The sequence below is a fragment of the Ruegeria sp. AD9 genome, assembly GCF_056542305.1.
The window spans coordinates 48,530-63,371 of the sequence record NZ_JBQFZP010000017.1; the positions used below are offsets into that span (position 1 = coordinate 48,530).

The 14,842-nt window shown below is 56.7% G+C and carries 13 protein-coding genes; all 13 read right to left on the minus strand.

The window, feature by feature from the left end; genetic code table 11:
* Positions 1-8: 8 nt before the first annotated feature.
* On the minus strand, positions 9-2,228 hold the full coding sequence (locus ACR0AM_RS18555) for a CHASE2 domain-containing protein (protein ID WP_480623677.1): 2,220 nt from the start codon (positions 2,226-2,228) through the stop codon (positions 9-11).
* Between the two features lie 45 nt (positions 2,229-2,273).
* A complete protein-coding gene (locus ACR0AM_RS18560) occupies positions 2,274-3,158 on the minus strand; it encodes a FecR family protein (RefSeq protein WP_480623678.1) in 885 nt (294 codons plus the stop codon).
* 397 nt (positions 3,159-3,555) lie between these two features.
* Complete coding sequence (locus tag ACR0AM_RS18565; RefSeq protein ID WP_480623679.1) at positions 3,556-5,070, minus strand: aldehyde dehydrogenase (NADP(+)); 1,515 nt, start codon at positions 5,068-5,070, stop codon at positions 3,556-3,558.
* A gap of 71 nt (positions 5,071-5,141) precedes the next feature.
* Positions 5,142-5,822, minus strand: coding sequence for a GntR family transcriptional regulator (locus ACR0AM_RS18570; protein WP_480483392.1), 681 nt, complete (start codon positions 5,820-5,822; stop codon positions 5,142-5,144).
* A gap of 226 nt (positions 5,823-6,048) precedes the next feature.
* Positions 6,049-7,074 carry a trans-3-hydroxy-L-proline dehydratase gene (locus ACR0AM_RS18575; protein WP_480623680.1) on the minus strand — a complete coding sequence of 342 codons (1,026 nt, stop codon included), beginning with the start codon at positions 7,072-7,074 and terminating at the stop codon, positions 6,049-6,051.
* An 8-nt stretch (positions 7,075-7,082) separates the two neighbouring features.
* Entirely contained in the window at positions 7,083-8,183 is a 1,101-nt protein-coding gene (locus tag ACR0AM_RS18580; RefSeq protein ID WP_480623681.1) for a cis-3-hydroxy-L-proline dehydratase, read from the minus strand.
* 15 nt (positions 8,184-8,198) lie between these two features.
* Positions 8,199-9,449: an NAD(P)/FAD-dependent oxidoreductase gene (locus tag ACR0AM_RS18585; RefSeq protein ID WP_480623682.1), complete on the minus strand. Its 1,251-nt coding sequence runs from the start codon at positions 9,447-9,449 to the stop codon at positions 8,199-8,201.
* 66 nt (positions 9,450-9,515) lie between these two features.
* The gene (locus ACR0AM_RS18590) at positions 9,516-10,448 is read right to left on the minus strand and encodes a 4-hydroxyproline epimerase (RefSeq protein ID WP_480623683.1); all 933 of its coding nucleotides are present in this window, start codon (positions 10,446-10,448) and stop codon (positions 9,516-9,518) included.
* Positions 10,439-11,398 carry a dihydrodipicolinate synthase family protein gene (locus tag ACR0AM_RS18595; RefSeq protein ID WP_480623684.1) on the minus strand — a complete coding sequence of 320 codons (960 nt, stop codon included), beginning with the start codon at positions 11,396-11,398 and terminating at the stop codon, positions 10,439-10,441. Before ACR0AM_RS18595 ends, ACR0AM_RS18590 begins: the two co-directional genes overlap by 10 nt.
* 37 nt (positions 11,399-11,435) lie before the next feature.
* Complete coding sequence (locus tag ACR0AM_RS18600) at positions 11,436-12,158, minus strand: amino acid ABC transporter ATP-binding protein (protein ID WP_480623685.1); 723 nt, start codon at positions 12,156-12,158, stop codon at positions 11,436-11,438.
* Complete coding sequence (locus tag ACR0AM_RS18605) at positions 12,155-12,817, minus strand: amino acid ABC transporter permease (protein WP_480623686.1); 663 nt, start codon at positions 12,815-12,817, stop codon at positions 12,155-12,157. The genes ACR0AM_RS18600 and ACR0AM_RS18605 overlap by 4 nt, the downstream gene beginning before the upstream one ends.
* Before the next feature lie 11 nt (positions 12,818-12,828).
* Positions 12,829-13,491: an amino acid ABC transporter permease gene (locus ACR0AM_RS18610; protein WP_209507537.1), complete on the minus strand. Its 663-nt coding sequence runs from the start codon at positions 13,489-13,491 to the stop codon at positions 12,829-12,831.
* 72 nt (positions 13,492-13,563) lie between these two features.
* Positions 13,564-14,364 carry a transporter substrate-binding domain-containing protein gene (locus tag ACR0AM_RS18615; RefSeq protein ID WP_480623687.1) on the minus strand — a complete coding sequence of 267 codons (801 nt, stop codon included), beginning with the start codon at positions 14,362-14,364 and terminating at the stop codon, positions 13,564-13,566.
* Between the last annotated feature and the right edge of the window lie 478 nt (positions 14,365-14,842).

Consider the following 14,842-nt stretch of genomic DNA (forward strand, 5'->3'; position numbering starts at 1 on the left):
GTGACTGGTTAACCAAGATTGTGGCGTGTGAACATGAATTGCCCGGATGGTAGGTTCGACCGGAAATCAGCGGCACGACCGGGCAGCGCCCTGTAGAACTGACGCAAGCCGGGCTCGATGTCTTCAGCCAGATTTTCGCACTGTTGGCACAAGGTCTTGACCAGGCTGTTAGGGTGTCGATTTGTGATCGCCAAAATCAGCTCTGCATGTGCAGTCCTGAGATCCTGGAATGCCGTTGTTTGCAACAGGGTCTGATCGCCCACCAAAACAAAGACGGGTTCCGGGTTGGCTTTGCCTTTCAGATCAACATGCCCGGCCTCTAACATGGCCAGATTCCCATGCGTGATTTCATGGACGCCGTTTGAAACGACGATGTCGTAGTCGACCGTTCGACAGCATTGTTCGATTCGCGCTGAGACATTCACGACGTCACCGATGACCGTATAGTTGAACCGTTTCTGCGAGCCGATATTGCCGACGCAGGCCTGTCCGGTCGCAAGCCCCGTTGCCAGCGCGATAGGGGGGCGGTTTCGCATGATGTCGGATGCATTGAACTCTGCCAAAGCGCGCCGCATCTTCAGCGCGGCTAATGCAGCCCGGCACGGGTGGTCAGCGACAGGTAAAGGCGCGTTCCAGAACGCCATAACAGCGTCGCCGATAAACTTGTCGATGGTTCCTCGTTCAGCCAGTATCTGGTCGCCGATACTGGAAAAAAGCGCATTCAGCAGCGAGACCAGCTCGGTGGCAGATGCGGACTCAGACAAAGGTGTAAAACCCCGGATGTCGGAAAACATCACTGTGATATCCTGCGTCTCACCTCCCAATTGCAGCTGATGTCCCGAGGCTTCCATCTCATCAAGGATCTCCGGGGCGACGTAATGAGAAAAGACTTTTCGGATTTTGCGCTTTTCCCGTTCGGTAGACAGGAAAAGATATCCTGCCAGCAGCCCGAAATTAGCCATGCCACCGATAAGCGGAAATGTGGCGTCGAACAAAACCGACTGGTTTTGAAAGACCAGCCAACTCAATATCAGAACGGCGGCAGCGGCGACACCGCCTGCAATGAAAGATGCAACCGCACCAAAACTGGACATGACGGCAATCACGACAAGCCCGAGAAAGGCGAAGGCAAGCATTTCCTGCGCAGCGGTCACATCCGAGCGGCTTAGCATTTCGTTGGTCAGGACCTGTTCCAGCACCTGGGCGTGAATTGAAACGCCGGGAACGCTCTCGCCAAGCGCCGTCTGGTGCATATCGAATAAACCGGCGGCCGACGTTCCGATCAGTATGATCCGCCCCTCAACTTCCGCCCGAACGTCCGCATCATCCGAGCCTTTGAGGATATCGTTGGCCGAAATATACAGCTCGGGCGCATCGCGCCTGTATCTCAGCCAAATCTCGCCGTTTTCTGTTGTTGGTATCCGGTATCCCCCGACCTCAACCGCCAACATGATGCCTGTTTCATCCTGTGCACCTTCGGCCACAATATTGGTCTCGCCCAAGGCAACTCTCAGGGCTTCAATTGACAGACCCGGCAACAACCCATCCGGCCCGCGCCAAAGAACCGGCACGCGGCGCATGATACCTGTTCCCCCGATGGGCGAGACGTTGACCCCACCAATACCTGCCGCGGTCCGGTCCAACGGAGGCGCAATTGGCGTCCAATGAGGAACTGAAATTAGACCCGCGGCGGGATTTTCACCGAATTCAATGATACCTGCTTTTGCAGTGATGGGGTTTCCTTCCGCCGACATTCGTGCGGCAGTCCCAAGAACGACCGGCCAATAGGCGATTTCCATCCCAAGCAAGACATCGTTATCGAGCTTTTGAGCGTGCCGTTCAACTGTAAGAACCCCTTCCAGAGACGGATCGTTCAGAAGCCGTGAGGGGGAAAACCGGTCAGGCTCAGCGAACAACATATCAAATGCGATAGCCGCAGCACCGTATTCACCCAGATTCTGAACCATTTGCGCCACCAGAGTCCGGGGCCAGGGCCATTGCCCCCAATTGGCCAGAGAGGCTTCGTCAATATCTACAACCCGTATGGGAAGGTCGGGATTGAACTCTCGCGGAGATGACCTTTGCAGAACGTCGAAATAGATCAGACGGGTCATTCGCACCGGATAGGGATCCATGACCCTGATGAAACAGCCCACCAGGATCAGACACAATCCGACAAGGCGGAACGCCCATTTCCCTGTCCTGGTTTTGCGCTTCTCGTTGCTCACGTCGTTCTCCGAAAAAGTGAGGCAAAGCCCAATTGGTCAAAAGCGCTATTGGACCAGTTCGTTTCCCGGCTCCTGTTGTTCCGGTTCTTCCGGTTCAGGCTCTTCTGGTTCCGGTTCAGGTTCTTCCGGTTCCGGTTCGGGTTCTACTTCCGGCTCTGGTTGTGACGGGGGCGATGGCGGTGCTGCGACGCTGATTGCGCGCGGCTGCGGCGCAGTTCTGCGAATGTCGGCCCTGTCGACTTTGGCCTGCTGCACGGGTGCACCTTCGCCAGAACACCCCTCAACCCTCACCTGCAATGGAGGCAGCAGGCCTTCCTGCGACTGAACAAATGGGAAACCAGATTTCAGCGCCTGATCATACTGCGCCTGATCAGCAGGCCGCCCGACTGTCCCGCCTCCACTGGTGGCATACATGCTGCATACGCGGCCTGTGGACCTGCAAGACCCCTGTGCACTGCACATTTGAACCGTTCCGTGCAGGACAAGCATTGCACTCTGGGTTTGTGATACGACCCACATGTCGAAAGTTGTACCACGAACTGCCATAGTCGCAGTCGGTGTCTTGATCGAATATGCACCTTTTCGGCTTTTGCCGGAAATGAATCGAAAGCTGCCACCCAAGGCCTGCACGGCAAAGCTTTTGGCCTTTCGATTGCCGCGCAGCATAGTCACGTCCAACACCATATGCGCATTGGGGCCAACGGCAATTTTTGTTTCATCCACAAATACGATCTGTACCAAACCGCTGTGATCTGTAGATATCGTATCGCCTGATTCAACGTCCATTCCTGAAATGACAGGCTGAGTGTTTCCGGCGCGAATGATCTGAGCGCCTTGCTTGGCGCTGATAACTGTTCCGATGTTGGCAAGGGCCTGCGCCGGCATGAGCGCGACAACAAATACAACCAACACAATCTTTAACCAAGTCAAACCAGAGCCCCTTCCCCCGACGGGTCTAAGTAAGCGCGAAGCGCGCCAAGCTCGATTTTTGCCCCCAGAAACGTGTTATTCTTATTCAAATGCTCTAAAATGCCAGCAATATTTATGCATTATGGTGTGTATTTGTAGCAAGTTGTTTTTTAATCCGCGTTTACCAGCTTAAACACTTACGGATATGTGGGCGATGGTCTCCGCCATGGTCAGTAGGTATGAACAACATGCTAACACCAATGGAAAAGAGAGCCGTAAGTGGGGCTAACTGGCAGGTGTTTAGCAAAGCAACTGAACAGGCCAAAGCGCAGTATCCGTCAAACTCGCGCATAGGGCACTTGGCTCATCGCTTTTCTCGCGATGAGCCTTGATGCTTTTGCAGCGTGTTGTTGAAGGATCAGAGGAATTGTTCGGGTAACAAAGCGTCTGGCATGTTTTGGTAACACACTGGTCTCAGGAACCGCCGGATTGACAATGTGCCAACCGAGGTAGCACCGAAATTGGTCGAAGCGGGGTAGGGGCCGCCATGCACCATGCTGTCGCAGACCTCGACGCCCGTGGGAAAGCCATTGGCCAGCACACGCCCGGCCTTGCGCTCGAGGATCGGCATCAGGGAACGCGCGGTGTCCATGTCCGCATCATCCATATGCAGTGTACAGGTCAGCTGACCTTGCAGGCTGTGTGCGACGGCCTGCATTTCGTCAGGCGTTTCGGCGGTCACAATAACGCCTAGCGGGCCAAAAACCTCTTCACCAAGGGTTTCGTTTGCCAGCCAGTTCACAGCATTGGTGCGATACAGGTGCGGGGACGCGGTGCGTTGGCCACGCATCGAGGTCAGAACCTCCTGCACACCTGTTGTATTGGCGATCCTTGCCTGACCAGCTCGATAAGCGTCGGCGATGCCGTCGGTTAGCATGGTCTGCGCGGGTGTCTTTGACAGGGCGGTTCGCGCGGTCTCAGCGAAGCGGTCCGCTGCTGCACCCGCCAGCATAACGGCGACCCCGGGGTTGGTACAGAACTGACCTGCGCCCATGGTCAGCGACCCCGCCCAGTTCTGAGCAATGTTGTCGCCCCGGTTCGTCAGCGCAGCATCGAGAATGAACATCGGGTTGACCGAGCCAAGTTCACCGAAAAACGGGATTGGCTCAGGACGCGCGGCACATAGATCGAACAGTGCCCGACCACCAGCCAATGAGCCAGTGAATCCGACAGCCCTGATCAGCGGGTGTTGTACCAAAGCGGAACCCACGGTCCGGTCACCCCCCTGAATCAGACTGAAAACACCGGGATGAATTTTGCAGCGTTCGATGGCAGCATGTATGGCCTCGGCTATGATCTCACCGGTACCCGGGTGAGCGCTGTGCCCTTTTACGACAACGGGGCACCCAGCAGCCAAAGCGGCTGCGGTGTCGCCGCCTGCAGTTGAAAAGGCCAAAGGGAAATTCGAAGCACCGAATACGGCGACAGGGCCAATAGGGCGCTGAATCATTTTCAGATCCGGGCGCGGCAGCGGCGAGCGGTCTGGCAACGGGCCGTCGTGGCGCCGATCCAGATACTCACCACTCAGAATATGTGTCGCAAACAAGCGAAGTTGACCCGATGTGCGACCCCGCTCACCTTGCAGACGGGCCTCGGGCAGGCCGGTTTCCTGCGTGCCTATTGCAGTAATCGCCTCGGCGCGGGCTTCGATCTCATCTGCTATGGTATTCAGAAATGCCGCGCGGTCTTCCCGGGTCGACAAACCATAGCTCCAGAACGCTTCTTCGGCAGCTTCCGCAGCCGCGTCAACATCCTGAAGGCGCCCCACCGAAAAACTGTGTGACGGTCCAAAAGCGGGCTGTGACTGAAAAAACGTGTCACCTGAAAGCCAATTTCCAGCGATGAGGTGCTTACCATGGGGGGAGCAGGTCATGAAGGTTCCATATTTACGATTCTGAAGCTATGGATAATGTATCCAATTAAGAGAGACAATCAAGCGCCCTGTTAGGTCTCCTCCATGGCGCGTTTTGCTACGATCATCTCCAGCAGCTGCTCCTTTGTTCGCCGGATGTGCCGCATCAGCATGTTACAGGCTTCGTCAACGTTCCCTGCTTGCGCAAGTTTCAACAGCTCTCGATGCTCCTTTTTCGCCGGTTCCCGCTGCTTCATCACGCTCAAATGCATTCGGACATAGCGGTCTGATTGCAGATTGACGCGGTCCAGCAATTCATTCGTCAGTTTCCTCTGCGACGCCGCGTAGAGGGCGGAGTGATATTGGTAATTCAGGATCCCCCACTTGCTGACGTCATTCTCGTCATAAGACGCTTCCATCTGCGTCAATATCTCGTTGCATCGGGCAAAGTCGGCAGATGTCATCTGCGGAATGGCTCTGCGGAACAGATCGACTTCAATAAGCATTCGAAGGTCGAATATTTCTCCAATCTCGTTCAATGAGTGTTTGGTAACCGATCCGCCCCGATTATTGGCCCATTGAATCAGGCCTTCAGCGTTCAGACGCTTTAGGGCTTCGCGGATGGGCATCCGAGATACGTCGTATTCTTCGGCCAGAGCTTCCTGACGAATAGCTTCACCTTCGGCAAGTTCACCGTTCAGAATACGTTCACGAAGATCGTTCGCGATGACATCTGGTAGGCTTTGCTTGGTTATCGCGCGCTTTCCTGCCATATCTTTCCTGCCACTTGTTTGGGTACAGCTACCGGTTACCGGCGTTATTCCAAGCTAAGCCGCGACTCGGCCACCCAGAAAGCTGATTAAGGACACTCCGTTTGATAATGCATCCAATATCCATGTTGATTCAACCCTGCTGAGACAGCGAGGTAAGACCAAGTGCGAATGGAACCTTCTGTGACCGCCTTTCCCTGAGAGCGGGCACGGTCAATGCATTGTTTAGTCAGACACCCCAGGTGTCCGACAAGCGATACCCGCCAGGCCAGGGGTCATCTGGGTCAAGCATGTGTTGATGAATGCCGGTGATCCAGCCGCGCCCACTGATTTCGGGGACAATCGCGGCACGGCCCGCCACCTCGGTGGCATCGACGATCCTGCCAGTGAACCGTGATCCGATGATCGAGACCGCATCGAATGTCTGACCCGGCGACATCAACCCCTTTGCAGCCATCAGCGCCATGCGTGCGGAAACCGCTGTACCCGTGGGCGATCTATCAACTTTGCCCGGTTGGATTGCGACGGCAGATTTGCCAGTCAATCCGGTCTCGGTCTGGCTGATCGGGCCGCAGAAAGCACAGAATGAAATGTGGTCCCAATCCGGATTTTCAGGATGCGAAAACCCAAGCTGTTCATTGGCTGCATTGGTGATCTTCACCCCCAATCGAGCGATGTCACGGGCCTCATGTTCGACAATTTCGAACCCCAACGCCTGTGCATCGACCACGACAAAACTGTCACCCCCATAGGCAGTATCAACCATGATCGTATCCAATCCGGGCACCTCAAGCGGGACGGACAGTTTGTCGGCAAAGCTGGGCAGGTTCTGCACGAAAATGCGTTGCGCTTTGCCACCGCTGCATTCTGCCCGGACATGAACCAGCCCGCCCGGGGCCTCAAGCACCATATGAGTTTCGGGTTCCTGCATCGGAATGATCCCGCCATCCAGCAATACGGTTGAAACACAGATTGAGTTCGAACCTGACATCGGCGGTGTGTCTTCGGGTTCCATAATGATAAAGGCCGCGTCGGCCTTGGGGTGTTTTGGGGGCACCAGAAGATTGACATGACGGAAAACACCGCCCCGGGGTTCGTTCAGAACGAAGTTGCGCAGCGTCTGGTCGCCCGCGACAAAGCTGCGCTGTTCCCACAAGGTGTCGCCCGGTGGCGGGGCGACGCCCCCAACGATAACATCCCCTACTTCGCCTTCTGCATGGGCTGAAATGATATGAACGGTTTTGCTGCTCCGCATCGGATCTCTCAATATTGTGCGACAGGCTCGCCCAGAGCGTCAAAAATCGGTGTAACACCCAGACCCGGATGGGCGGGTGCGGTCATCCGGCCGTTGACACGCTTTGGCGCACCCTCGGCAATGTCCACCGTGCCGTAAGAGTTGAAATCCGTGGCAGAGAATGTGAACTCGGACGGCGTTGAACGGGCCAGATGTGCGATGGCCGCCGTGGTGATGTCACCGCCCCAGGTGTCTTCGATCGTCATGGGGATGCCGTGCGCCACGCAGAGGTCACGCATAAGACGGGCTTTGGTCAACCCTCCGACTTTCGAGATCTTCAGGTTGATCACATCCATCGCGTCTTCGGCAATGCCGCGGACCAGCGTGTTGGGAGTGTCGATCACCTCGTCCATCACGAAGGGCAACGCGGTGCGGCGGCGGATCGACACGCATTCCTCATAGGTCAGGCAAGGCTGTTCCACATAGACATCCAGACCCGAAATCGCGCCCACCACGCGTGCGGCCTCGTGCCGGGTCCAGCCGGTATTGGCGTCTGCTACAAGCAGGTCCGACTTTTTCAGAACGGCGCGGGTGGCGTGGATACGGTCGATGTCGTCATTGGCCTCGCCACCCACCTTGAGCTGAAACTTGGTGTAGCCTTCGGCAGCATAGCCTTCGATCTTTTTGGCCATGATCTCAGGTGCTTCCTGACTGATCGCGCGATAAAGCACCACATCATCCTGCGCAGCGCCCCCCAGCAATGTGTAAAGCGGCTGGTCCGTGGCCTTGCCCAGCAGATCCCAGCAGGCAATATCCACCGGAGCCTTGGCATAGGGATGACCCCGCAAGGCCGCATCCATCGTACGGTTGATCTGACCGATATTCAGTGGATCCTGCCCGATCAAATGCGGGGCCAGCTCTGCCAGCCCGGCCCGGACGCCGAGCGCAAAAGACGGCAGATAGGCCGAGCCAAGCGGGCAGCATTCGGCATAGCCCTTCAACCCTTCATCCGTGATGATTTCCAGAACGGTGCTGTCAAACACTTCGACAAAATTGCCGTTGGACCAGCTATAGCGGCCTTCTTTCAGCGGCAGATCCACCTGATATACGTTCAGCCCGGTGATTTTCATAAGGTTTTCTCCAGATTAGAAGCGTGTGGATGAGAAAGGTGACATATCGAGCACCGGCTTGGCGTCAGTGACCAGATCGGCCACCAATTCGGCCGTGCCTGCGGATTGGGTCAGCCCCAGATGACCATGGCCAAAGGCATAAAGTACCTGTGGTGCGCGCGAAGATCGGTCAATCACTGGCAGGCTGTCAGGCAGTGAAGGGCGAAAGCCCATCCATTGCGTGCCGCCTTCCAGGTTCAGGTCTGGCATGAAGCGCCCGGCCTTGGCCAGCAACGTGTCAGCGCGCCGGTAATTCGGGGCCAGCTTCAATCCACCCAGTTCGACTGCACCGCCGATGCGCACGCCGCCGTTGATCCGGGTTACCACAAACCCATGCCCCCCAAAGGTCAGATGAGTGCGCAGGTCAAAAGCGCCTTCGGGAAGGGTCGTGTTATAACCCCGCTCGGTCTCAAGCGGGATATGATCCCCCAGGGTCTTGGCCAGTTGGTGTGACCAGGCTCCGGCGGCAACAATCACCTGACCTGCCGAAATGTCACCGTTGACGGTGATGAGACGCACGCCGTCATCGGTTGGTATCAGTGCCGTGATCCCTGCGATCTTAACCTGCCCACCGCGCGCGATGAACTGTTCCGCCAGATGGTCCGTCCAGCGGGCCGGATCGACGGTATTCATCCATGTCGGGGTAAAACCCGCATGGGTGAAACGCCGGTTCAGTCCGGGTTGAATCTCGGCAATTGCATCCGGACTGTCCAAAAGATCAAACGGGATGCCATGGTCCTTGCGCAGGTCCCAGGTGGGCAGGCTGGCACGGAATTCGCTCTCATTCTCGAACAACTGCAACTGGCCTTCGCGCTGCATCAGCGCCTCGCCGTCTACATATGTGATCTGGCGCTCCAGCGCGGAGCGGCTTTGGTTCATCAGCGCGGCCTGTGCGGACAGTGAGGCAGCATAACGATCCCGCCAACTGGCCCGCCAGAACCGGAGCATCCACGGTGCAATACTCAGCGCATAAGCGGGTGGAATCGACAAAGGCCCCAGCGGATCGAGCAGCCATTTTGGTGCTTTGCGCATGATCCCTGGGGTTGCAAGCGGCACGATATCTGTAAAGGCAAAGGCCCCGGCATTGCCCTTTGACGCTCCGGCTGCAACGCCTTCACGGTCCAGCACCAGCACCTGCCTTCCACGCTTTTGCAATTCCAGCGCAGCGCTGATGCCAATGATGCCAGCACCGATCACAACTATGTCCGTTTTGGTGTCATGCTGCATGGTTACAGGTTCTCAAATCGTGGTGCGGGGTCGGGGACCGGACAGTGTCTGTCCCCGGACTTGATTTCAAAGCGCGATACCATCACGGAACGGATCATTCGGCGCGAAAACCAACCTGCCTTCCGACATGATATGCGCCTGCCCGGTCAGGGTGGGAATGACACCCCCGTTTGGGCCGGGTTGGTAGCTCAGCACATAGGGGCTGCCGATCACGCTTTCCTGCACAATCTCTTCCCCGGCGGCCAGCGCCCCGTTTTCCGCCAGACAGGCGAGGCGCGCCGAACTGCCCGTACCGCAGGGCGACCGGTCATATTGATTGTCCGGGCACAGTACAAAGTTGCGGCTGTGAACATCCTTGTTGGGGGATTGATCCTGTAGGATCACGTGATCGACCAGTTCCTCGTTCTCACCACACACGCCCTGTGCGATGCAGGCTTCACGTATGGCGATGGTCAGATCTGTCAACGCACGAATATTTCCCGGAATCACCGGGATCGGGCTGGGATCAACAATGAAGAACCAATTCCCGCCATAGGCAAGATCGCCGGTTATCGACCCATGGCCGTCAAACTCAATCTGCACAGATGCCCGCACGCGCCGACTCTCGACATTTGTGACGCGCACGGTATTGGCGTCCAGCAACTCCACCGAGATGACCCCGACCGGGGTTTCCACCCGGTGCGTGCCCGGCCGGATCCGACCCATATGGGCCAGAGTGACACCCAGGCCGATGGTGCCATGCCCGCACATGCCCAGAACGGCATCCGCATCGAAATAGATCACGCCGGTCTCACACCTTGGATCTTCGGGCGCGACCAGAAGCGCGCCCACCATTCCGGGTTGTCCGCGCGGTTCCAGTAAGATGGATTTGTAGAACACCTCATGCTCGGTGGCCAAGCGTCGTGCACGCTCGGCCAGTGGGCCGGATCCCAGATCGGGGCCACCGTCGAGGATTACCCGCGTAGGCATTCCCCCGGTGTGACTGTCAATCACATGCATTCAGCAATGACCCCGCCCTGGCCGGACCAATCAGTAAACCAAGTGCGGAACAGGTCGTATTGCTGTTCGCAATAGTTGCGCTGGGCATCCGTCAACTCGTCGGTTTCGTTGAAGTGCAAGCGGTACTCTTCTTCGCCGTTCAGGACCAGCAGGTGTTTGTAATACAGTACCAGATCGGTGCCCTCGTCAAAGCTGGCAAGCACACCAAAGGCCTCTTCCAGTTCCCGCGCGCGAAGGCGGGCTTCGGCATGACCGGCTGCCGCTTTTTGACAAAGGGCCGCCAGCAGAAGTGCCTCTTTTGGCAGGGCAGTGCCAATCCCTGTGATCGAGCCGGTGGCACCGCAATTGACGAAGCCATGGTAGACCTCAGTGTCTACACCAACCATCAGTGTGACCTGATCATCTTTCGAGGTTATGTGTTCCGCCGCATAGCGCAGATCGCTTTTGCCACCGAATTCCTTGAACCCAACCAGGTTGGGATGATCTGCGCGCAGTTCCAGGAACAGATCGGCGCGCGTCGCAAAGCCGTAAACCGGGCTGTTATAGATGATTGCCGGAATATCAGGTGCAGCCGACAGGATCGCTTTGAAATGGTTGCGCTGCGCCGCGATGGACGATCCACGCGACAATACACGCGGGATCACCATAAGCCCTGCCGCACCAACTTTTTGCGCATGCGCGGCAAGCGCTACGGCGGATTTCGAATTTATCGCACCGGTGCCGACGACAACAGGCAGTCCGGCCGCGATCAGACGTTCGACACCTTCCATCCGTTCGGCATCCGACAAGAGAGGCCAGTCGCCCATCGAGCCGCAATAGACCACGGCAGACATACCTGCTTCGATCATTTCCTTGCCCTTTTTCACCAGCGCGTCGAAATCCGGTGTCCGGTCCGGTTTGCAGGGGGTCATCAGGGCTGGCATGGTGCCGGTGAAGATATTCTGGGACATGAAGGTAACCTTCCTAATTGTATTGGGGCGGGGGCTTTTATCGCACATTCGACAGAAATTTGCGGGTATGTTCGGATTGGGCTTCGCTAAAAATCTGGGCAGGCGGACCGATCTCTTCCATCACGCCCTGATGAAAAAAAGCAACCCGGTCTGATACATCACGAGCGAAACCCATCTCATGCGTGACACAAATCATCGTCATCCCTTCTTCGGCCAATAACCGCATCGTGTCGAGAACCTCGCCCACCAGTTCAGGATCCAGCGCCGAGGTTGCTTCGTCAAACAGCATGTATTCCGGCTCCATCGCCAGCGCGCGGGCAATGGCAAGTCGCTGCTGCTGACCGCCCGATAAGGCCGAGGGAAAGACGTTCAGCTTCTCGCCCAACCCTACATGGGTCAACTGCTTTGCGGCAATGTCACGCGCCTCGTCCCTCGACTTGCCTTTGACAATCTTCGGGGCCAACGCAACGTTTTCCATTGCTGTCAGGTGCGGAAAGCTGTTCCATTGCTGGAACACCATCCCCAGCTTTGTGCGCAGCTTGTTGATATCGGTGCCTTTTGCATGAACATCAATGCCATCAACCCAGACCGATCCTTGTTGGATCGGTTCCAGCCCGTTGATGCAATAGAGAAGGGTCGATTTACCGGAGCCCGACGCACCGATCACCGACAGAACTTCTCCTTTCTGCACATCCAGATCGATACCTTTCAGCACATGCAGCGATCCGAAATATTTGTGCAGGTCGCGAATTTCGATCATTGGGCCCACCTTTTTTCTAGCGACGCGGAATACCGCGAAATCGGATAGCTGAGCGCGAAATAGAACGCGCCAGCGATTGTCAGAATCAGGAACGGTTCCTGCGTGCGGGTGATCAGGATCTGGCTGGCCTTGAGCAGCTCGACATAGCCCAGAACTGAGACCAGTGCGCTGTCTTTCATCACACCCAACGCGACCCCGACCCATGCCGGGAACACCGCGCGCCCACCGATCGGGAAGACGACATAGCGCAGATCCTGCCAATAGGTCATGCCCAGACTGCGCGCCGCGCGGCGCATCGGATCGCCGACGGCCTCAATCCCGCCGCGCGCGACATTCGCAACCAGTGCTGCCGTGTAGATGGACAGGATCACCACGCCCGAGGCGAACGGGTCCAGATTGAGTCCGACAATTGGTGCAAAGTTGTAAAACAGCACCAGTTGGATGATCAGAGGGACCGAACGGAAAATGTCCAGAACCGGAGCCAACGTCAGGGTCGCTGCCAGTTTGCCCTCGTACAGAAGCCAACCGCACACCATGCCAAAAACCGTTCCAATGGAAATCGAAAGCACTGAAATCCAGAGCGTTCGCAACGCGGCTTCGCCCAGAAACCACAGATCGTTGATGTTGAAGCCGCTGAAAAAGCTGACAGTGGGTTGCATCTGTGCCTCCTTCAGTAGCGGAAAAGCCGGGACGCCAGCAGGCGCGAGGCAAGAAGGATGATTTTGACGATCACGTAGTAGATGACCGCGGTGACGGCGAAATACTCAAAGATTCGGAAAGTGCGCGAGGCAAAGAACTGCGTTTCGCCCGACAGTTCCCGGAAGCCGACCAGCATACCCAGTGACGACATCAAAACTGCCCAGACCATCTGGTTCGTGATCGGATGATAGACAATGCGAAACACCTGCGGGATCACGACGCGTGTGTAAGCCTGCCACGCAGTCATGCCCAGCGATCGCGACGCACGTAACTGTGTCTCGGGGACGGCCTGAAAACCGCCACGGAAGTTTTCAGCCAGATAACCGGCGCAATTGAATGTCAGTCCAGCCAGCACGATGAAGTACGGCGACAGATGCAAGCCAAAGGCACCAAGCCCGAAGCCGAAAAAGAACAGCTGGAACAGTGCCGGAGTATTGCGCGCCAGTTCGACCCAGGCTGAGGCGAACCAGTAAAGCGGTCCTTTCAGGTGCAGCCGCGTCAGTGCCAGACAAAGCCCGATGATGATGCCAAGGACCATTGCCAGCACGGCAACCTGTATCGTCAGCAGCGATGCTTCTAGCAGGTCTGGCAGGCTTTTCATCACCGGTCGCCAATGGAAGTTATAGTCGAACACGGGTGTTCCTCGCGCAATTTACCGGTCCTTTCGCCCGAAGAGAACCGGGCGAAAGGTTGGTACAGTAAAGGATCAGTACATTACGCCGGGAATGCGAAGTTCGGGGGCTTCGCCACCGACATAATTTCCCCAATGCTCCTGATAGCGCCCCGAACGCACCTGGTGGGTCACGAACAGATTCAAGAAGTTCAGCCAGGTGACATCTTCGCGCTTGCCGACAACCGAAGTGTAGTCGGTGGTCCATGGCATGCGAGGACCGGCAACAACGGTTTCATATTGCTGGGTAATCGGCAGCACGGCAGTGTTTGTGGTAATGCCGATATCGGCCTTGCCCTGAGCCACCGCCAGGAACACTTCGTTCTCGGATTGATAGCCCTGATAATTGCCTTCTTCACCCCATTCGGCGGCGATCTTCAGCCATTCCTGTTCGGGTACGGTGCCGATCGCGGCAGCCACGCGCTTGCCACGGATATCCTCGAAGGTTTCAATGCCGCTTTCGGCATTCACCACACCCTGCGCATAATAGATGGCGTAAGGAATGGTAAAGCCCACCGTCCGCGCCCGTTCAAGGCTGTCCGAGGTTGCTCCGAACACAACGTCTGCGCGTCCGGTGACGATCACTGGCAGGCGTTCCGCCCAGGTCAGCGGCAGGATTTCGGCCTCAACTTCAAGAGCGGCGGCCAGATCATTGCAGTATTCGACATCAAAGCCTGCCGGTTCGTTATTCGCGTCGCGATACCCAATTGGCGGAAAATCCAACACAACACCGCAGCGCAATGTCCCGCGATCTACGACATCGTCCAGCGTGTCCGCCATCGCAGGAACCGTGGTGATGGTGGTGAGGGCCGCCAGTGCGGCGAGTTTCTTGAGCATGTGATCCTCCCTGAATCAATCGATACGCGCAGCTATAGAGGATATTGTATCCAACATCCAGTATTTTGTTGAGCAGGGAAAGCCTGCTTTCAAAGGGTGTCATGGCTCTTGTGTGCGATTGAAATGACTGACTTGGCCCGCGTGGAAGGCCGTCGTTCGACGGTGGCCAAAAGGAATTGGCACCAGGTATTACAGAGTTGGAGGTTTTGGCCGAAAGTGGTCCGTCGTCAAACGTGAAGGTGCATTGTGCTCAGAACCCGGGGTGCTTTCAGCTTGAGACGGAAGACGTTTTGTGATGGGAGTGTGTGACGCCTAGGCAACTCCAACCTGCGTCTCTTAAAGAAAACCGGCAATGGTGGCCCGCGCGACCAAATGTGCGTTCGGTCAGACTTTGACGGCTTGGAGTTCTTCGAGCAGGTCGAGGAGTTGATTGAGTTTTTCCAGCGTATTAGCACCGGGCTGAATGCGGCCTGATCCT